We start from the raw sequence: 20,472 nt of genomic DNA, 5'->3' as shown, positions 1-20,472 counted from the left end.
TTCCGTTCTTTTGGGCAAATAATCAGGCACTTACAGCTTTTTTGCCAGCATTTTCCAGGCCCGCATCGTTTATACCCTGTATATACAGGGCTTTTTGCGCCAATGTGGATAGAGTTCGCCGCTCCAGGTTTGCAGTCGCTCACGCGCGAAGCCAGCAGGCCCCGCAGGTTTCCTAATTTGGCCGAACGGAAAGTGGGCCTTGAGCGCCCTGGCGATGAGTGATTTGCCAGCAACAATGCACCTTGCGCTTGCGCTGGAAATCCGGGTCGAGGGTGTTATTGGTGATATCGCGGCAGCTGAACTGCTGCGCAATGCCGGCATCCAGGCTAAAACCACGGCGATTATTGGAAAAGTACAGCGTGCCGTCGCCGCGCAGCCGGGCCATGGCTGCCCGCAGCAGTTGCGGGTGATCCCGCTGGACGTCGAAACTGTCGTCCATGCTTTTCGAGTTGGAGAACGAGGGCGGGTCGAGCAGGATGAGGTCGTAGCTGCCGCTATCCTCCTCCAGCCACTGCAGGCAATTGGCGCGCACCAGGTGGTGGCGGGTCTCCGCCAGGCCGTTGTGGGCCAGGTTCTTGCGCAGCCACCCCAGATAGGTGTTGGACATGTCCACACTGGTGGTCGACCTGGCGCCGCCGATAGCGGCGTGCACAGTGGCACTGCCGGTGTAGCAGAACAGGTTGAGGAAATCCCTGTTGCGGGACTCACTGGCGATCTTCAGCCGCAGCGGCCGGTGATCGAGGAACAGGCCCGTGTCGAGGTAGTCCCACAGATTGACCAGCAGCTTGGCCTGTCCCTCACGCACACTGAGGTACTCTCCCCTGCTGGCCTGTTTTTCATACTGGGCGCTGCCCCGCTGCCGGCGCCGCTGCTTGTAGGCAATGACCTCAGGCGCCACCCCCAGGGCTTCCGGCAACGCCGCCCGCACCTCACCGAGGCGCCGGTCAGCGGCCTCCTGGTCAACGCCGCGGGGCGCCTGGTATTCGGCGACGTGCACGGCGCCACCGTAAATATCCACCGCCACCGCGTACTCCGGCATATCGGCATCGTAGAGGCGGTAGCAGTCTATACCTTCCCGCTGCAGCCACGAGGACAGGCGTTTGCGGTTCTTGCGGATGCGGTTGGCAAACATTTTCGCACCGTCGCTGAGCTCGCTGCCGGAGGTGCCAGGGGGGCGGCCGCCATGATCGCTGGCGGGGGCGGCGTCGCGCAGCCGGTTGCCCTCCAGATTGAACAGCAGCAGGTGCGTTTCCAGGGCTCCATTGAACAGGGTATAGCGCTTGTGACTGCGCAGCCCGGTAGCCCGACCCAGGTCCAGGTCGGAGGTGAACAGCGCCGCCTGCCAGTCCGGGAATTCACGCACCATCATTGCACCCAGTTCGCGATAGAGGAACTTGAGGCTGTCCTTTTCCCCCAGGCGTTCACCGTAGGGCGGGTTACAAATCACCAGGCCCCGGGTCAAGGGTGTGTGCGTGGGTTTGCGCAACTCCCCCAGCGCTTTGCAGCTGACCCGCACATGCTGCTGTAAACCGGCGCGGGCGATGTTTTCCTGGGCCCGGCGTATTACTGACGGATCCGCGTCATAACCGCGCACTTCCGGTAACTGGCGGGCTTTTCCGCGTTCGGCCCGCCCGCTGGCGTCTGCCAGGATGGCCTGCCACTGGGCTTCATTATGGTCTTTCAGGCGCTCAAAACCGAAGCGCCGGCGACCCAGCCCGGGGGCCATGTCGGCGGCCATCATTGCCCCCTCCAGCAACAGCGTGCCGGAACCACACATGGGGTCGATCAGGGCGCCTCCGCGGGCCGCCATCCCGGGCCAGTCGGCGCGCAGCAGAATCGCCGCCGCCAGATTCTCCTTCAACGGCGCCACCCCCGCTTTCTGCCGGTAACCCCGCTGGTGCAACGAGCCTCCCGAGTAGTCGATGGAAACCACCACACGCCCCTTGCTGAGACGGATGTTGAAGCGCACATCAGGCTGCCTGCGCTCGACACTGGGCCGCTGGCCCTGGCTGTCGACAAACCAGTCGACAATGGCATCCTTGCTGCGCTGGGCACCAAACTGGGTGTTGCGAATGCTGCGGCTTTCACCGGAAAAATCGATGGCAAAGGACTGGTCGACGGAAAACAGCGAACCCCAGTCGATGGTTTTCAGCTGCCGATACAACTGGTCGGCATCCGCGACTTCGAGGGTAGCAAGCGGCCGCAATATGCGGTTGGCCAGCCGCGACCAGAGGCAGGCGCGGTAGCCGATGGCGCTGGGGCCGTGGAAATAAACCCCGGCCACCGTCTCACGGGTACGCTCGCTGCCCAGGCTTTGCAGTTCCGCCACCAGGAGATTTTCCAAACCTCTCGGGCAGGCGGCAAACCACTGGTCTGCAGCCCCATCATTCATCCGGTTATACCTTTTTGCGTTTGGCGGCAGGCGCGCGCTTACGCTTGGGGGCGGCCTTTTTCTTCGCTGTAGTCTTGCGGCTGGTGGTTTTGCTGGCGGTGGTTTTGCGACTTGCGGTGCTGCTGCCGGAGCCGGCCTTACTGGTGGCGGAGCGACGTTGCGGGGCGCTCGCGGCGGCGGCCTTTTCCTTCTCCATGACATCCAGCACCAGGTTGCAGGAACTCTCCATGTAGCGGATAAAGCGGTCGTATTCGTCATCGTTGAACTGGCGCAGCGAATCGTGTTGCCGGTAGAGGTTGACGAAACGGCGTTCCCGTTCATATTGCTTGGGCAGCGCCAGTACGCCCAGCTGTTCGAGGGTTTGCTCCAGCGACGGATTATAGGTGCGCATGAACTTGATCAGGAACGGGATCGGGTCATGCCGGGCCAGTAGCGACGCCGCTCGCAGCATGGCCTCGAGCGGCATGATGGTCTGCCCGCTTTCGATATCCTCCAGCACCTTCTTGTCGCTGATGCCCAGGGTCTCGGACAGCTCCTTGATGGACAGGCCCGCGGTTTCCCGGGCGTCGCGCAGGAAATGCCCCGCCTCGGCCATGGCTTCGAGCCGCTCGGGCTCCAACTGGTTGAGCACAGTGGAGCGCAGCCAGGTCTCGCCAAACATGGCTGTCATGGTGGCGGTGTTCCTGGCCAGCTCAAACGTGCCCCCTGCCACCTGTCCAGTCAGGCGGCGCAGGGACTCCAGCAGGGAGTCGTTGTCATGGTTGTCTCGGGCCATACGCCAAGCATAGCCTATTGTGCCGTGTTGGAGAAACTACTATTGTCGCCACCAGCTGCCGGCGGCAGGCCGGTCTCAAGGGCGAATATCTGTCGCAGAATCTGCCGCCACTCGGTGTATTGACTGTCAAGCGTGCCGGTAAGGCGGAACACCCTGCCGCTGGTTGCCATAATGGTAGGCGCAATCTCGTTATTGAAGCCCAGGGCCAGTTCATCCAGGTCCTGCTCCTGGATGCGGAAATTGCGGTAGGCGAAATAACTTTGCTGCATCGCGGCAAAACTGCCGGCACGGCCCTGCTGCTCCCGGTTCGCGGCGCGCTGCTCGTAGTCCTCGCGAAACAGGTTTTGTTCCCGGTCGTACGCCAGCCACAGGACGTAGGTAGCCGCCATCTGGTCGTGCAAATCGCCGAACTGCTCATCCACGTTATCGATGAACAGGTACTCCTGGTTGCGGATCCGCTCCACCCGGGACATCATCGGGTCCCCCTCCGCAGGCAGGCGCTGCAAGCGCTGATGGCCCTCCCCGTCGCGCCCGAGATAGGCGGCGAAAGCATCCGGCGACAGGCTCTGGGCATAGCGCATGAGCGCTACGCCGCGAATCTCGCGCAGCTGGCTGGCAGTGAGACCACGCCGGTAATCGAGCATATCGGCGGCTACCCGGGCGTAGAGCTGGCGATAGGGTTCGTTCCCGGGGGGAGATGTCGTGACGGCGCTGGCGGCATATTCCCGGTCCAGCCAGCGGCGGCCGGTGGCATCGATGACCCGGGCGTGAATTCGCTGCTGGCGCCCGTTGGACTCCAGTATGCGCCCCTGCACGGTCAGCTCCGACAGCACCCCCAGTTCCGGCAGCACCCGCACCACTCCCCACTGGCCACTGTCGACCAGTTCCCGGCGCAGTGTTACTGGCAGGTACTTCGCTTCCGCCTGGCGAATGCGGGGGAATATTCCCAGCTCATTATGAGTGGACTCGTCGGCGGGGATACCGGGGTCGAAAATCGCCACGCCCACGTCGAGCCGGCGCTGGTCGGCTGCGGCGGGCAGCGCCAGGCACACCAGCATTAGCAGCACCAGCGGCCTCACTGCGCCGGTCTCTCGGTGGTGCATACCTTGCCCCGGGTCAGGGTCTGTTTGCAGCGTATGCCCGAGCTGCTGGGGTCGTAGCGGCGGTAGACCCGGTCGACGGTAAAGGGCCAGGATACCTGGTCCGAGCGCAGGGTGGTGGCGATCTGCAGGCGCTCACCCTGTGGCCCCAGGGTCAGCCGATGGTATATCGACAATCCCCCGGGCAAGACAATATTGAACAGCAGCTGGTGGCTGTCCCAGCCGCAGACTTCGCTGCCCAGGGGCGACTCGATCCGGTGCAGCTGACCAGGGAAAAATTCACAGTAAAGGGCGAAACTGCCCTCGCGCTTGATGGTAATTTCAGTCTCACTCTGGCTGATGGCAAGCAGTTGCGGCTCGGTGATGATCTCCGCCATGCGGGCCAGTGCGTACAGACTGTTACCGCTATTGGCCGCCATCGAGAGGGTACCGCCACCCTGCTGCATGTTGCGGCTCTGGCGCTCCGCCTGGCGCTGCAACTCCCGCAGCAAGACATCAAAGGAGTCGCGGATGTTCTCACTCTCGCTGTAATCGACCTCCCAGTCACCGGAAAAATCCACCGCAGCAAGACCCTGCCCGGCGGGCGGCGTTTCGGTGGCCGTTCCGCAAGCGGACAGCAGTAAAATCACCAGCAGGGCGCCGGGGAGCGGTAACAATGACATGAGAGAAGGCATAGCGGCGCCCATGTTAACCGATCAGGCGCCCAATCCACATGCATTCACCGTGCTTTCACTGCTATTTCCTGAGCTCGGAGATAATCGATTGCCACATCGCGTCCGGAGCCGCGTAGGGCGCATAAATGGCCAGTCGGTCGGCATGCTCCCCATAGCTGGCTTGCAGCCTGGCGGCGATCTCTCCGGGTTTGCCCCGGGTGGTGAAGGCATCAAGAAAATCGTCGTCGATATGTTCCGCCAGTGCCTCCCACTGACCTTCCTTGGACAGCCTGTTCAGTTCCGCCTGGAGGTCACCATAGCCCACCGCCTCCATGGGCGGCCGGTAGGCCGGCGTGGACGCATAGAAACCCAGCAGGTCCTTAACCTTGCGGGTAGCCACTGCCACGGCCGCGTCAGTATCGCCGGTGATGACGATGGCGTTGATCTGGAGAATGAATTCCCCGCGCTTGCGGCCGCTCTTTGCAAGCCCGCGATGCACGGCGGGCAGCGCCGTGTTTTCCAGGAAAGGCGTGCTGTTGAAGGGATGCACGATCAGGCCATCGGCAACCTCCCCCGCCACCTCGGTCATTTTCGGTCCCAGGGCGCCCAGCAGCACCGGTGGGATACCGTGGGGGTTGGGCCCGGGATCAAACATCGGCGTCATCAGGGTGTGGCGATAAAACCTGCCCTGGAAATCCAGCCGGGTGCCGTTCTGCCAGCAGTCGAAAATCGCCTTGAGGGCCTGGATATACTCGCGCATACGGGATGCCGGCGGGTCGAAGTCAACGCCGAAGCGCTTTTCGATGTGGGCCTTCACCTGAGAGCCCAGACCGAGATAGAAGCGCCCCGATGAAAACCTCTGCAGGTCCCAGGCCTGGTAGGCCAGATGGATGGGGTTGCGGGGGAAGGCGACCGCGATACCCGTCGCCAGGTCCAGGCCGGGGGCGTGCTCGGCCGCCATGACCAGGGGCAAAAAAGGGTCCCAGCTGCCCTCCAGGGTGTAGATACCATCGTAGCCGATCGCCGCCAGTCGCCTGGCCTCCGCCGCCGCCTCGCCCAGTTGGGCGTAAAATGGCCCGTCTATTTTCATTTGCGCTCCCGGTCCTGATAAGCTTCCCAAGCTCTCTAGAATAAGTGCTAAACGAGGAGGCTGAGTAATGAAAATCGGGATTTGCCTGCCCTACATGAAAGCCGGCCTCAGCCGGAATGATTATCTGGACTGGTTCCGGGCCATCGATAACGGGCCTTTCCACGCCCTGTCCTGCGGTGAGCGCGTGCATGGCCCGACCTACGACATGCGCGTGCTGCTGGCGGCCGCGGCCGTGGCCACCGAGCGGGTCGAGATTACTCCCACCCTGTACGTGCTGCCGATGCACAGCGCCACCCGGGTTGCCAAGGAAGTGGCCACCCTGGACATCCTGTCCGGCGGCCGGGTGAACAAGATCGCCCTGGGCTACGGTGGCAGGGACAGCGACTACCAGGCCGTCGACGCCAGTTTCCAGGGCCGCTACGGGCGCATGGACCGACAGGTTGCCCGGCTCAGGCAGGTGTGGGCTGGCGATGAAGTCATCGCCGGCGCAGGACCGATCGGCCCTGCACCCACCTGGGACAGGCAGCCCCTGTTGCTGGCCGGGGCCATGGGACCGAAAAGCATCGAGCGCTGTGCCCGGTGGGCCGATGGCCTTTACGCCTGGTCGGGCAATGGCGAAAGCGATGAACTGCAACGCACCTTCAGCATGGCGGAGGCGGCCTGGGAGCGCGCCGGGCGTGAGCACGCACCCTACCGGATGGGCGGCTTCTGGTACACCCTGGCCGAGGATGGCCAGCGCAAGCTCTACGACTATGTCTACGAGTACCTGGCTATCGCCGGGCCCGAAATCGCCACCATGATGGCGGAATCCGTACACCGCAGCTCGGCAGACGCCATCCGCGAGGCCCTGGACAACGCCCGGGCCGCCGGCTGCGAAGAACTGTTCATGGTCCCGGCGACGGCGGAGCTGGTGGAGATCGAGGCGCTGGTGGACATTCTGGCCAGCTGCTAACTGCCTGCAGAATTGGCCCTGTGCCCGAGGCGCAGTTGGCGTATACTGCGCGACTAAAAATACCCCTTAGCACAATCATCGCGAGATACACACTATGGCCAAACGAGTCTACCTCTTCAACGAGGGCAACAAGGACGACCGTGAACTGCTTGGCGGCAAAGGCGCCAACCTCTGCGAAATGACCTCCATGGGCCTGCCGGTGCCCTATGGCTTCATTATCACCACTGCCACCTGCCGGGAGTACTTCCAGGCGGGTAACAACCTGCCATCGCTGCTGGAACAGGAGTACCGCGTGGCCCTGGACCTGGTGGAGAAAAAAATGGGCGCCCGTTTCGGTGACCCGGAAAACCCGCTGCTGTTTTCGGTCCGCTCCGGTGCCCCGGTCTCCATGCCGGGCATGATGAACACCATCCTCAACCTGGGCCTCAACGACGACATTGCCGCCGGACTCGCCGCCAGGACCAATAACCCGCGTTTTGCCTACGACAGTTACCGCCGCTTTATTTCCATGTTCGCCGATGTGGTGATGGGCGTACCCGGGGAGAAGTTCGAACACGAAATCGACAAGTACAAGCAGGCGCACGGCAAAACCCTGGATGTCGACATGTCGGCAGAAGACTGGCAGGAAATCATCGCCATCTACAAAACCCTGGTCGACTTTCCCGAGGACCCTTTCCAGCAGCTGAAAATGGCGGTGGAAGCGGTATTCCAGTCCTGGCATACACCCCGCGCAATCATCTACCGGGAAATGAACAATATCGCCGACACGCTGGGTACCGCGGTAAACGTGCAGGCCATGGTATTCGGCAACTTCGGTGACGACTCGGGCTCCGGCGTGGCCTTTACCCGCAACCCCTCCACCGGTGAAAAAATGTTCTTCGGTGAATTCCTGTTCAACGCCGCCGGCGAAGACGTGGTCGCCGGGATCCGGACTCCGCTGCAAGTGGAGGCCCTGAAAGAGCGGCAGCCGGAGGTTTACGCGGAGCTGTACAAGACCCAGGCGCTGCTGGAGAAACACTACCGCGATATGCAGGACCTGGAATTCACTGTCCAGGAAGGGCGCTTTTACATGCTGCAGACCCGCAGCGGCAAGCGCACCGGACGCGCGGCGGTCAAGATCGCGGTGGACATGGTCGGCGAGGGGCTGATCAGCGAGGGCGAAGCACTGATGCGGGTTTCCCCGGAGCACGTTGAGGCTTTCCTGCACCCGACGGTGGATCCAAAGGCGAAAAAAGATATTGTCGCCACCGGCCTGCCGGCCAGCCCCGGTGGCGCCACCGGTGAAATCGTCTTCTCCGCCGAGGAGGCAGAGGAAGTGGCCGCCCAGGGGCGCCCGGTCATCCTGGTGCGCAGGGAGACTACGCCCGAAGATATTCACGGCATGAAGGTTGCCGCTGGCATTCTCACCGAACTGGGCGGCATGACCTCCCACGCGGCGGTGGTCGCTCGCGGCATGGGGGTGTGCGCCATCACCGGCTGCGGCAGCCTGAGCATAAACTATGCCGAGGGCAGCGCCCACACCGACGACGGCGTGGTGCTCAAGCGCGGTGACACCATCACCCTGGACGGCACCTCCGGGGAGGTCATGTTGGGAGACATACCGAAAACCGAGGCCAGTTCCTCTGACGACTTCCAGACCCTGTTGGGCTGGGCCGACAAACACCGCCGGCTCAAGGTGCGGGCCAACGCGGAGACGCCCGAAGATGCGGCCAAGGCCCGGGAACTGGGCGCCGAGGGCATCGGGCTGTGCCGCACCGAACACATGTTTTTCGAGGCGCGGCGCATCGAGAAAATGCGCGCGATGATTCTTTCGGAGTCAAAAGAAGAGCGCCAGCAGTATCTGGATGAACTGCTGGAATTCCAGCGCCAGGACATGCTGGAACTGTTCCGGGTCATGGACGGGCTACCGGTGACCATTCGCCTGCTCGACCCGCCGCTGCACGAATTCCTGCCCCATGAAGAGGCGGAGATGCAGGCCCTGGCCGACGCGGTGGGCAAACCGCTGGAGAAAATCAGGGAAATTACCGAAGGCCTTTCCGAGGTCAATCCGATGCTCGGTTTCCGCGGCTGCCGGCTGTCAATCGTCTACCCCGAAATCACCGAAATGCAGGTCAAGGCAATCATGACCGCCGCGGTGGACGCGGTGGAACAGGGCATCCAGCCCAAGCCGGAAATCATGATTCCACTGGTGGTGAACGTGCGCGAGATTCGCCTGATCACGGAAATCATCGACCGCGGTGTGCAGGAGGTGCTGCGCCAGCGGCAGGTCTCCGTGCCCTACAAGGTCGGCACCATGATGGAAACCCCGCGGGCCACACTCGGCGCCGACAGGCTGGCGCCGGAAGTGGAGTTCATGAGTTTCGGCACCAACGACCTGACCCAGATGACCTACGGCTTCTCCCGCGATGACGTGGGCAAGTTCATCCCCAGTTACATCGAGAAAAAGCTGGTCGACTCGGACCCCTTCGTCAGCCTCGACCAGCGGGCAGTGGGACGCCTGATGGAAATGGCGGTGCAGGAAAGCCGCAGGGTCAAAAAAGGCATCAAGTACGGTATCTGCGGTGAACACGGCGGCGACCCGCGATCGATTCGTTTCTGCCACAATCTCGGTCTGGACTACGTCTCCTGCAGTCCGTTCCGGGTGCCGATCGCCCGCATGGCGGCGGCCCAGGCCCACGTGGAGGCCTCCCAGGAGGATTGATTACGCGGGAGCAGTGCTCCCGCGCCCGGTGTCAGCCGACGATATCTTCCTTGAGCACAAACTTGAGCACTTTACCCGCCGGGTTGCGCGGCAGCGCCTCGACAATCTCCAGGCGCCGCGGCAGTTTGTAGCGCGCCAGGTGCGGCTCGGCAAACTCGCGCAGTTCCTCCAGGCTCAGGCTCTGGCCCTCCTGCAGCGCCACCACGGCGGTGACCGCCTCGCCCCACTTCTCGTCGGGGGTGCCAATCACTGCCACTTCAGAAATGGCCTCGTGCTTGTACAGCACACCCTCCACCTCCGCCGGATAGACGTTCTCGCCGCCTGAAATCACCATATCCTTGAGGCGGTCACAGATAAACAGGAAACCGTCCTCGTCGAGATAGCCGATGTCGCCGGAGTGAAACCAGCCCTCCCTGTCGATGGCGTCGGCGGTGGCGTCGGGCCGGTTCCAGTAGCCCTTCATGATGTTGGGACCGCGCAGGCAGATTTCGCCGCGCTCGCCTGCCGGCAAGGGCTGGTTGTCAGCGTCGACGATGCGAGTGTCGCTGAAGATCGGCGGCTGGCCCGCCGAGCCCAGTTTCTTCACCGCCCATTCCGGAGTCAGGAAGGCGGAAAATGGCGCCGTCTCGGTCAGCCCGTAACCTTGGCAGAAGGGCACACCGCGGGCACCCCACAGCTCGATCAATGACTCCGGCACCGGCGCCGCGCCACAGATCAGGGTCTGGATGGAACTGAGGTCGGTCTCGGCGAATTTGGGCTGCTGGGACACGAACAGGAACATCGCCGGCGCCCCGAACATATGGGTGACGCGGTGTTTTTCGAAGTTTTCCAGCACCTCGGCCGGTTCGAAATTGCGCATGATGACCACGCAGGCACCCAGGTGAAAGGCGTGCAGGGTCATCACATTGAGACCGCCAATATGGAACAGCGGCGCGGCCGACAGCACCACGTCCTCGCGGGTGCCACCGAAGGCCATACTGGCATTGATGTTATTCCACAACAGGTTGCCGTGAGTCAGCATGGCACCCTTGGGCAACCCGGTAGTGCCTGAGGTATACATAATGACTGCCAGGTCGTGCTGGTCCACCGATACCGCCTCGTGAATGGGCTCTGCCGCGGCCCGTTCGCTGTCGAGATGCAGCCAGCCCGCCGCCTCACTCTCGGAGCTGAACAGATGGCGGCAGCAGAGCTCATCGCGGGCAGGTTCAATAACCGGACGCAGGGCATCGTCAACCACCAGGCTGTGAATACCGGCGTCATTGATGATGAACGTCAGTTCCTCCGCCGTCAGGCGGAAATTGAGGGGGACAAAGATCGCGCCCAGGGTCTGGGCGGCAAACAGGGTTTCCAGCAACGCCGGGTGGTTGAAGCCCAGGTAGCCTACCCGATCTCCCACGCACACGCCCTTTTCACGCAGCATCTGGGCCTGACGCCGCACCCGGTCGGCAAACTCGTCATAACGGGTTTCCTTGCCCTCGAATATGACGGCGGTACGCTCGGGATTGAGTTGGGCACGCCGCAGCATGACGCCGGCAAAATTGGGCTCTATACCAGGTCTGTTCACGATTCGATCCTCTTGAAATTATGGTTCGGGCAGGCAAGTGAACCACGGATTAAGATAGCGCTCAACAGTGCACCCCGCCGCTCCCGCCCTCAAAGCCATAGCTGCGATCAATGGGCGCTATTTCCCCGGCTTACTTAAGCCCAAAGCCGAAACCTGCTAGGGTGTCGGCCTCGCCAACAGCCAGTGGAAGCAAGACCATGACCAGCAGCTTTTTCCCACCCCAGCGCACCCTGATGGGCCCCGGGCCCTCCGATGTTTCTCCCCGTGTTCTGGGTGCCCTTGCGCGCCCGACAATCGGCCACCTGGACCCGCTGTTTGTGCAGCTGATGGACGAGATAAAAGAACTGCTGCAGTACGCCTTCCAGACCGAAAACCCCCTCACCCTGCCCGTCTCTGCCCCCGGCTCTGCTGGCATGGAGGCCTGTTTTGTCAATCTGTTGAGTCCCGGCGACAAGGTCATCGTCTGCCAGAACGGCGTGTTCGGCGGCCGCATGCAGGAAAACGTGGAGCGCTGCGGCGCAACCGCGGTGATGGTCCAGGATGACTGGGGACAAGCGGTGAGCGTTGACAGGGTGGCCCAGGCCTTTGCCGATCATCCCGACGCCGCAGTCCTGGCATTCGTCCACGCCGAGACCTCCACCGGTGTGCGCTCCGACGCCCGGGCTCTCTGCGCCCTGGCCCGGGAGCACAACGCGCTGTCAATCGTCGACGCGGTGACCTCGCTGGGAGGGATTGAACTCAAGGTCGACGAGTGGGGAGCCGACGCCGTGTACTCCGGCACCCAGAAGTGCCTGTCCTGCGTGCCGGGCATCTCCCCGGTGACCTTCAGCCCCGCCGCCGTCGACCGCATCCAGAATCGCGAGCACAAGGTACAGAGCTGGTTCCTGGACATGCAACTGGTGATGGGCTACTGGGGCGGCAGTAGCAAGCGCGCCTACCATCACACCGCGCCGGTGAACGACCTGTACGCACTGCATGAATCACTGCTCATGCTGCGTGAAGAGGGACTGACGGCGGCCTTTGCCCGCCACCGGCACAATCACCGCGCCCTGGTTGCCGGCCTGGAAGCCATGGGGCTGTCCATGGCGGTCGCCGAGCCCCATCGCCTGCCCCAGCTCAATGCGGTCAATATCCCCGAGGGGGTCGATGATGCCGGCGTTCGCGGCGCCCTGCTCAGGGATTTCAACCTGGAAATCGGCGCTGGCCTGGGCGCCCTGGCGGGCAAGACCTGGCGCATCGGGCTGATGGGCTTCTCCAGCAGCGAACAGAACGTCCTGGCCTGCCTCACCGCCCTTGAAGCGGTCCTGTCTGCCCAGGGCGCCGACATCAGTCGCGGTGCGGCGCAGGCAGCGGCGGGAGCGGTGTTCAGCGGCCGGTAATCATATCCCACATCAGCGGCACCCGGTCCCGACTGTCCTCCCGGTGAGTCCGGTACTGCACATGCTCCCGGGGCGTCGCCCCCGGCTTGAGCTCGATGCTCCACAGGGGATCGATCTGGTTGGGCAGGAGGGAGTAGCGGATGTCGATAACCCGGTTGCTGTAGACCGGGTCCCGGGCAATATAACCGTTACTGAACCAGCGGAATCGCTCCACGTCCCGGGCCTGCTGCGAGCCGGGATCCAGCCAGGGCATGTCTCGCTCCAGGACCAGTTTCTCCACTGAACTGCCGGGATATACCCGCGGCTTGACAGTGGCCCGCACCGCGTCGACGTAATAGCGTTCTGCGGTCTCATACACCGTTTTCCACACCAGGATGTTGGCAAAACTCGGTTTCGCCTCCAGGCGCAGGGGCTGGTGCCCGCGCTGGGCCGCCAGCTCATGGCCCATCGCCACCGCCGCGTCCCGCTGCACCAGGCCCAGGCCGATGTACAGCACTGCCCAGGCCAGTCCGAAGCGCGCCAGCACCGGTTTGCGCCAGATCGCCGCCAGCACCACCGCCAGCAGCAACGGCAGGGTAAACAGGGGGTCGATCACCGAGATGGTATTCCAGGCAAAGCGCTGGTCACTGAAGGGCCACAACAGCATGGTGCCATAGGTGGTGCAGGCATCCAGTAGCGCGTGGGTTGCGTAGCCCAGGGTGCAGAACAGCCAGCTCTGCCCCAGGGACAATCCCCGGCGCCGGCCAAACAGGTAGTGCAGCGCCAGGGCACAGATTGCACCACCGAAAGGAATGAAAACGAGCGCATGGGTAAAGTGCCGATGGTATTCGAGGAACAGCAGGGGGTCTGAGGACGAGCGGATCAGCACATCAAGGTCCGGCGCCATACCGGCGAGAAAACCGAGCAAGGCGGCGCTCCCCGCCTGCTGTCTGGCGGCGGTCGACTGGGGAAGGGCCGCGCCCAGCGCGCCCTGGGTCAAGGGGTCCATCTTCAGGTCCGAGTCACTACAAACGGCACAAACTACCGAATTGCCTTGCATTTAACCAGTCGTGAAAGGTTATTATTTTTTCACATAGTTTTACAGAACAACAACAGCCACGCGCTGTCCAACTCAGCCACCAAACCAAGGAGAAACGACTCGATGCGACCTTTGATGCCACTTTCCGCTATTGCCGCTGCCACCCTGCTCGCGGCCTGCACCACCAATCCCTACACCGGGGAACAACAGGCCAGCAAGGCCGCCACCTATGGCGCCGGGGCGGCCGCTGTGTGCGGCCTGGTAGGCGCCATAGACTCCGGCAAGCATGCCCGCAACGCGGCCCTGGGCTGTGGCATCGTCGGGGCTGGCGTCGGTGCCTACATGGACGTGCAGGAGGCAAAGCTGCGCGAACAGCTGCAGGGAACCGGGGTACAGGTGGTGCGCGAGGGCGACAATATTCGCCTCATTATGCCTGGCAACATCACCTTTGAGACTGACTCCTACAACCTGCGCAGCAGCTTCTACCCGGTCCTGAACTCCGTCGGCGAGGTGCTGGCCAAATACGCCGACACTACCCTCAGGGTCAGCGGCCACACCGACAATACCGGCAGCGCCCAGTACAACCAGACCCTGTCAGAGCGCCGTGCCGCAAGCGTGGCCGACTACCTGGTCACCCGCCGGGTCGATCGCAGCCGGATGCTGGTACAGGGTATGGGCTTTACCCAGCCGATTGCCGACAATGGCACCGCGGCAGGTCGCGCCCAGAACCGTCGCGTCGAGCTTTACGTCCTGCCCAGGCAGGCCTGATCAGTCGATATCGAAGGAATAGTAAAGGTCAGCGGAGTTTTCCAGCTCGCTGACCACTTCCAGCCACAACCGGCTTTGCAGGTACAATCGCGCGGTCAGCACATTGAGCGGCTGGTACAGCCCGCGACCGAATGAAAGGTAAAGCCGGTTACCAATATAACCGCTGACAGTAGCCGCGGTATCGTCCTGCTCACCGCTGGCGCCAAAGGCCACATCGCTGATCAGGGGCAGGCGATTCAAGCCATCGACGATCCCGCTCCTGTTGACCACACTGGCGCCCATCGACAGGGCCAGCGCGGTGCCGTCCGCGCCGGCGCCGGCATCCAGGCCACGGCCGCGCACCAGGTAGGACATGGCCTCACTCTGGGACATGACCGGATCGGAGTACACCTCGAGCACCGGCTCATTGAGCGGCCCCTGCAGGCGCGCGCCCACGGTGACGTTATCGGCGCGGATATCCCGCTCTGCGGTAACGTCCAGTGCCGGATTGTCCACCGGTCCGGAAAATGCGATGGTGCCGTTGCGTATCTGCAATCGCTGCCGATAGGCTTCGAGCTCGCCGCCGATCAGGTTGAGATTGCCGAAGACCTGTGGGTCCTCTCCCGGTGCCGCTACCACATGCAGGTCGCCACCGAGGGTGGCGCGCAGGCCCTCCCCCTCAACCTGGAAACGGTCCCTGATGCGAACCCAGATATCGGCGCTGAGGTCGAAGGGATCCTCTTCGGTAATCACGTTGCCCAGGGTATCGACCACCACCACCTCCCGGGACAGGCCAACACTGCCGGCCGGCAGTTCCGCATGCCGCAACACCCCCTCGTGCACCTGCACCTCACCCTGCACATCGAGCACCTTGCCGTCCAGTGACAGCGCCAGCTTCTCCGACACCAGCACCTCTGAAGCCGGCGGCAGCAGGATCAGGTGGCGCCCGCCACTGACCGTCAGCTGCACCTGTAACAGCGGTTCCCTGGTGACTTTTCCCTGCATGGAGATCGCGCCATCGCCAAGACTGGCGCTGCCCGCCAGATCAGCCTGTTCACCATCGAGACGCAGGTCCAGGGCGAGCTCGGAAAGGACGGTTGGGTTGGCCACCGCCACCATGCGCCCGTCTCGCAGGCGCAGGTTTCCGGTGGCCAGGGGCACCTGCGGTGTTCCCGTCAGCAGCAATTCACCGGACAGGGAGCCAGCCAGTTCCGCCAGTTCCGTCACCCAGGGCGACAGCATTGACAGCTGCAGGCTGTCCAGAGCGATGCGCGCCTGCATCTCACCTGCAGCGCTGGCGGGCAACGTCCCATCCACGGTCAGCACCCTCAAATTGTCGCGCGTAATGAAGCCGCTGACAGCCAGGCTATCGTCGTCCTGTCGCGCCAGAACCAGCTCCATGGCCTGCCAGTCAACACTGACCCGCTCGCCCATGCCGTAATGTCGGGTGGCGCGCATGTTGCGGCCGTCGATCCGGGCATCCAGCTGCATCCGCTGTCCGGGCTGCCAGGCGACATCCAGGCGGGCATCGAGCTGGCCGCCCACCCGGAACCCACGTGGCAACAGGCCGTTGAATGCGCGCACATTGCCAGCAAGGTCGAGGTGAAGTTTACCGCTGCCGCCAGCAGTGATGGGCTCTGCGCACAGGGTGAATTCCGGGTGGCGCCAGCAATGGCCGGCGATGCTGAGCTGGCTGGCCCCGGACAGCCACTCCAGGCCAACTGCCTCGGGCAACACCCAGTCGCCGGAACCGGTGGCCAGCCGCGACGGCGCCAGGCTCCCGGACCACTGCCCGGAATTCCAGCTGCCCGTAACATCCAGGGTACCGCTGATATCCCCCGCAGAAGCCAGTTGCAGGCGATGGCTGGCGAAGGAACCATCCAGCGTCAGCTGGACATTGCGCATCTGGTAGCCGCTACTGCTGATAGCCGGGGCCCGCACACTGGCAGCCAGGCGCTGCTCTTTACCGGCATACTCCAGCGCCAGATTTACCCGACCCAGATCGACGCCATTGACCCGTATGTTGTCGGCCCGACCGCGCAGCTGCAGTTGTTCCCGGCCCAGCGTGCCACTGCCATCCATTTCAATCTGCCCCTGGGCGCCGGCGATCCAGCGCCCGAGGTCGTCGAGCTGAAACTCCAGCCTGGCAGCGCCCTGCCCCCGCTCGGCAAGCACCTTCAGTTCGGCCCCATTGGCGCCAAGCTCCGTGGTCCCGGGCAACAGCTGCAGCTGGGAATCAATGCCGCCATCGCCCCGGGCCACGGCGGGCAAGCCGCGGTAATCGCCACTGATATCCAGCGCCTGCCAGCGCAGCGACCAGCTGTCCCCGGCTCCTTCCAGCAGCAGTTGCAGACTGCCCGCCAGGCGCCCCGCCGATCCTCCGCCCAGGTCAGGCAGGGCCAGGCCGGGGGACTCGACAGCGGCTACCAGATTCCAGCCCTGGCCCCAGTCGAGCTTGCCAGTCGCCAGCAAGCGGCTCTGGCTGTTGCCATCAACAAGCTCCAGCGACCCAAGCTCCAGCCCGGTACCGGCCACTTTCCCGGCGGCCTGCAGTTGCAGCTGCTGGTAGCCCAGACCACTGGCAGCAGTGGCGATGTTGAACTGCAGGCTGTCCAGCGTGCCCTCGAAGCCGGCTGTCGCCGGGCCGTTCAACACCACGCTGTCCAGCGGGCCATCGCTCGCCATGATTTGTCCCAGACTGGTGCCATCCGGCCACTGGGCACTGGCGCCGCCCTCAAGGGGCAGCCCCGCGGCCATGACGTTGGCCTGCAGCTCAAGCGCCAGGGCCGGTTCCCCGGCGGCCGTTACCTCGAGCAGCAGCTGCTGCAGATCGCCTTGTAAGGTCGTTCGCAGCCGCCGCCGGGCGAGCAATTCACCCCCGGTATCCGCCAGCGTTGCCTCACCATCAAGGGAAAAACTCCAGTTTGCCGCAAACTGCACCTCGCCCTCGACCGCCGCCTCGCCGAGGGCCTCGCTGCCCGCTGCCAGTTCACTCAGCTGCAGCTCGTACTGCCGCCATGAACCGGCGAGCGACAGGCGGTCGATCTGCGTCGTTTGCTCGCCGAGCTGGAACCGGGCCGCGGTAATTTGCAGACTATCTACGTGCAGCCCCAGGGGCATGAAAATGGGGGGCGGCTCGAAGCCCTGGTACCCGGCGTCGCTACTGGCGTCAGCGGCGATAAACAGCACGGGTGAGGCAATATGCGCCGAGTACACTTCCAGCACCGAATTTGCCAGTTGCAGGTCGGCGACCAGGTTTTCCTGCTGCCAGTGGCCGCCGGGCCAGCCGACGCGCAGCTGCGCTACCTGCAGATTGCTGGCGCGATAGATGAATGGGATTTCGATCAAGGCCGGCGGCTCCGGGTCCGCCTGCCCGCCTCCCTCCGCGACGTCCAGGCGCAGTGACTGTACTCGCAATGTGTCGAAACAGAACGCGCTGCGCCAGAAACAGTCGATATCGAGGCGGGTGTTCACGTCTTCCAGCACCAGCTCGATGCTGTCCAGCTCCAGTGCGACGCGCTGTAAACCGAGTTCACCGAACAGGCTACCGCTGCCGTATTCCACCTGCAGCAGCCCGGTCCCGTTGACCGCGTGCGCCAGCACCCGGGTACCGGCGGCGGAGAACGGCAACGCCAGTAACAGCAAACACAGCAGCAGCACCACTGCCGCAATCGAGGCCAGGAGTTTCAAAATTCAGCGCCTATGGACAGGTGGACACGCCAGGACGGGCTGTCGTCGGTAACCGGGTTGGCCAGGTCCAAGCGTATGGCCCCGATCTGGGTGACGTAATGGACGCCGATGCCGGCGCCGACATTGGCATCGAAATCACCCTCATCGAAGGCATCGCCGGCGTCAACGAACAGGGCCCCGCGCCAGTTCTTGTTAAAGCTGTACTGGTACTCGACGCTGGCGGTCAGCAGGCGGTCACCGCCGACCACCAGGGTGACGTCCTCGCCGTCATCGGCGACCCGCGTGATCTCGTTGCCGATGGACTGGTAGCTGTAGCCGCGGATGCTCTGGCTGCCGCCGGCAAAAAAGTTGAGCGAGGGCGCCAGCTGGTCGCGGTCACTTGCGGCCAGGAACACCGCTCCGATATCCGTGCGCAGCACCAGCCGGTGACGCTCTGCGAGGGTATGGATGAAGCCATAATTGGCGGTCAGGCGCAGCAGATCCACATCTGAACCCAGTTCCCGGGCACCGCCCTCGACACGATACCACTGGCTGAAACCGGCCGTGGGATTGACCAGGGCGCCCTGGTGCACGCGCTGCGACAGGGAAAAGCCCGGCAGCAGGTACTGGTTCTCCCGATCCAGGCCCTGCGCGTTCCAGGATTCATTCAGGGCTCGCAGGGCATAACTGTATATCCACTCATCCCGCTTGATTTCCCGGCGCACGCCCAACTCCCGCTGGTTGCTGTCCAGGTCGCCGAACTCGTTGTCCTCCACCCGGCCCGTCAGCTGCAATACATCATTGAGCGGGTCTGACAAGGGAATATTATAAGTGACGCGACCGCTGGGATTGATCCTGGAGTACTGCAGCCGGGTTTCCTGGCTGTGACCGTGGCGATTGATTCTGGGCGTGCGCCAGGTCAGGGACACCCGTTCCTGGGTGTCAGTGCTGAAACCGACCCCTACGTTAATGTTGTGGCGCTTGGCGGGAAACAGATCCAGTGTCAGCGGCACCTGGCCGTCGCTGGCAGCGGCTGGCTGGGGCCGCAGGATGACCGTGGAAAAGTAGCCGGTACGCTGCAGTCTGGCCTGGGTTTCCTGCAGCTTTTGCTGTTCATAGGCTTCGCCCTCGCGCGTCTGCATCAGCGGCTCAAGCAGTCCCGGCCTGACGATATCCTGGTCGTAGGAGAGCGGCCCAAATACAAACCGGGAGCCGCTATCGTAGTGCAGCGTCACGTCAGCCACGCCGCCAACCGGCTCCACTGCGACCCGGGCCTCACGGAACCGGCCGTTGAAGTAGCCACGGCGCAGGCCCAGGCTGCTGATGCTGCGCCGAAACCTGTCGTAGACGCCGTGGTTGAGGATCTCTCCGGACTTCAGTGGTGACTGCCGCACAAGCTCAATGAAGGCACTATCGGCGCTGGCATCACCGCTGATGCGCACGTCGATATTGCCATACACCACCGGCTCGCCGGTGTCCACGGTAATCAGCAGGGTCCAGGTCTCGCTGCCGCGGGTCAGTTTGAAGTCGATGTCGGGGCGATAGTAGCCCAGGGCCTGCAGGCTCTGCTCCACCTTGCGCCTGGCGGAGTAGAGATAGTTGCTGCGCGCCTGGGGCGTCGCCGGCGGGTCACCCAGCCAGGCCAGGGTATTCTCCCGCAGTTCACCCTCCAGTCCGTCGAGGGTGACCTCCAGTAGTTGCGCCCTGGCGGGCAGCGAACACACAGCAACCAGGACAGCCAGCAATAACGCAGGATATCGCAACAGCTACCTCAAACCGCCCTGGCGCCGCCCCAGAAGTTGTAACCGGCAAATCTGGGCGTGCCGGGAATATAGGCCTGCTCAAGGGCGCTCATGGTAAAACCTGCCTGCTGCAGCAGCGCGGGAATGTCCCGGTTGAGATTACAGCCGCCGGCGATAGCGCGCCAGAGAGGATTGATACGGTTCTGCCAGCGTTGTACGACGGCATCCGGCGCGATGCCATGCTCACAAAAAATGAGCTCGCCGCCGGGGCGCAGGACCCGCGACATGCCTTCCAGCGCTGCCACCGGATCCGGGATCGTACACAGGGCAAAGGTCACCAGTACAGTGTCGACACTGGCGTCCTCCAGGGGAATCTGTTCGCCTGGCAAACCGATGAATTCAACCTCAAACTGCAGCCTGGAGGCACGCTCGGCGGCCAGTTCCCAGGACTTCTCCGAAGGGTCGAGACCAATCACCTTCCGCACCCTTGCGGGGTCGTAATACGGCAGGTTCAGCCCGCTGCCAATACCGATTTCCAGCACCGTGCCGGCGGCCCGGGGAACAACTTTTTCCCGCTGTTTCATCATCGGCCTGGTGCTGCAGGCGCAGTTAATCGCCCGCGGTAGAACATATTTTTCGTAGATACCCATGCCGAAACTCCTTGTGTGCCCCGATTATAGTCGCTTCGCC

The 20,472-nt window shown here is 63.3% G+C and carries 14 protein-coding genes; 4 read left to right on the top strand and 10 right to left on the bottom strand.

Annotation, left to right across the window (positions count from 1 at the left end; translation table 11 throughout):
• Positions 1–172: 172 nt before the first annotated feature.
• The 5 genes from rlmKL to DWB85_RS05330 form a co-directional block, all read right to left on the bottom strand.
• A complete protein-coding gene (gene rlmKL, locus DWB85_RS05350; RefSeq protein ID WP_117953178.1) occupies positions 173–2,392 on the bottom strand; it encodes a bifunctional 23S rRNA (guanine(2069)-N(7))-methyltransferase RlmK/23S rRNA (guanine(2445)-N(2))-methyltransferase RlmL in 2,220 nt (739 codons plus the stop codon).
• Between the two features lie 4 nt (positions 2,393–2,396).
• Entirely contained in the window at positions 2,397–3,167 is a 771-nt protein-coding gene (locus DWB85_RS05345) for a helix-turn-helix domain-containing protein (RefSeq protein ID WP_117953177.1), read from the bottom strand.
• Positions 3,168–3,181: 14 nt separating this feature from the next.
• The gene (locus DWB85_RS05340; protein WP_117953176.1) at positions 3,182–4,270 is read right to left on the bottom strand and encodes a hypothetical protein; all 1,089 of its coding nucleotides are present in this window, start codon (positions 4,268–4,270) and stop codon (positions 3,182–3,184) included.
• A complete protein-coding gene (locus DWB85_RS05335; protein WP_117953175.1) occupies positions 4,243–4,929 on the bottom strand; it encodes a hypothetical protein in 687 nt (228 codons plus the stop codon). The genes DWB85_RS05340 and DWB85_RS05335 overlap by 28 nt, the downstream gene beginning before the upstream one ends.
• Before the next feature lie 73 nt (positions 4,930–5,002).
• Positions 5,003–6,010 (bottom strand): TIGR03617 family F420-dependent LLM class oxidoreductase, encoded by a 1,008-nt coding sequence (locus tag DWB85_RS05330; protein WP_117953174.1) that lies wholly within the window; start codon positions 6,008–6,010, stop codon positions 5,003–5,005.
• 67 nt (positions 6,011–6,077) lie between these two features.
• Here DWB85_RS05330 and DWB85_RS05325 point away from each other — a divergent pair, with 67 nt between their 5' ends.
• Both DWB85_RS05325 and ppdK read left to right on the top strand, forming a co-directional pair.
• Positions 6,078–6,962 carry an LLM class flavin-dependent oxidoreductase gene (locus DWB85_RS05325; RefSeq protein WP_117953173.1) on the top strand — a complete coding sequence of 295 codons (885 nt, stop codon included), beginning with the start codon at positions 6,078–6,080 and terminating at the stop codon, positions 6,960–6,962.
• Between the two features lie 94 nt (positions 6,963–7,056).
• The gene (ppdK, locus tag DWB85_RS05320) at positions 7,057–9,663 is read left to right on the top strand and encodes a pyruvate, phosphate dikinase (protein ID WP_117953172.1); all 2,607 of its coding nucleotides are present in this window, start codon (positions 7,057–7,059) and stop codon (positions 9,661–9,663) included.
• Positions 9,664–9,694: 31 nt separating this feature from the next.
• Here ppdK and DWB85_RS05315 read toward each other — a convergent pair whose 3' ends face one another.
• Positions 9,695–11,227 (bottom strand): acyl-CoA synthetase, encoded by a 1,533-nt coding sequence (locus DWB85_RS05315; protein ID WP_205422663.1) that lies wholly within the window; start codon positions 11,225–11,227, stop codon positions 9,695–9,697.
• Between the two features lie 197 nt (positions 11,228–11,424).
• Between DWB85_RS05315 and DWB85_RS05310 the strand changes: the two genes are divergently transcribed.
• Complete coding sequence (locus tag DWB85_RS05310; RefSeq protein WP_117953170.1) at positions 11,425–12,606, top strand: pyridoxal-phosphate-dependent aminotransferase family protein; 1,182 nt, start codon at positions 11,425–11,427, stop codon at positions 12,604–12,606.
• Here DWB85_RS05310 and DWB85_RS05305 read toward each other — a convergent pair.
• A complete protein-coding gene (locus DWB85_RS05305) occupies positions 12,593–13,594 on the bottom strand; it encodes a metal-dependent hydrolase (protein WP_117953169.1) in 1,002 nt (333 codons plus the stop codon). The genes DWB85_RS05310 and DWB85_RS05305 overlap by 14 nt on opposite strands.
• 153 nt (positions 13,595–13,747) lie before the next feature.
• Between DWB85_RS05305 and DWB85_RS05300 the strand changes: the two genes are divergently transcribed.
• Entirely contained in the window at positions 13,748–14,392 is a 645-nt protein-coding gene (locus DWB85_RS05300; RefSeq protein ID WP_117953168.1) for a YiaD family glycine zipper/OmpA-like lipoprotein, read from the top strand.
• Here DWB85_RS05300 and DWB85_RS05295 read toward each other — a convergent pair whose 3' ends face one another.
• Genes DWB85_RS05295 through DWB85_RS05285 form a run of 3 tightly spaced genes read right to left on the bottom strand, consistent with a single transcriptional unit; the run spans position 14,393 to position 20,432 of the window.
• A complete protein-coding gene (locus DWB85_RS05295) occupies positions 14,393–18,061 on the bottom strand; it encodes a translocation/assembly module TamB domain-containing protein (RefSeq protein ID WP_117953167.1) in 3,669 nt (1,222 codons plus the stop codon).
• Positions 18,058–19,764, bottom strand: coding sequence for an autotransporter assembly complex protein TamA (locus DWB85_RS05290; protein ID WP_133300566.1), 1,707 nt, complete (start codon positions 19,762–19,764; stop codon positions 18,058–18,060). Before DWB85_RS05290 ends, DWB85_RS05295 begins: the two co-directional genes overlap by 4 nt.
• A 47-nt stretch (positions 19,765–19,811) precedes the next feature.
• A complete protein-coding gene (locus tag DWB85_RS05285; RefSeq protein ID WP_117953165.1) occupies positions 19,812–20,432 on the bottom strand; it encodes a class I SAM-dependent methyltransferase in 621 nt (206 codons plus the stop codon).
• Positions 20,433–20,472 lie beyond the last annotated feature (40 nt).

Origin of the sequence: Seongchinamella sediminis (genome assembly GCF_003457605.1) — a bacterium.
In the GTDB taxonomy this organism is placed as follows: domain Bacteria; phylum Pseudomonadota; class Gammaproteobacteria; order Pseudomonadales; family Halieaceae; genus Halioglobus; species Halioglobus sediminis.
Note: the sequence above shows the minus strand (reverse complement) of the source record. Positions and strands in the feature narration are given on the sequence as shown.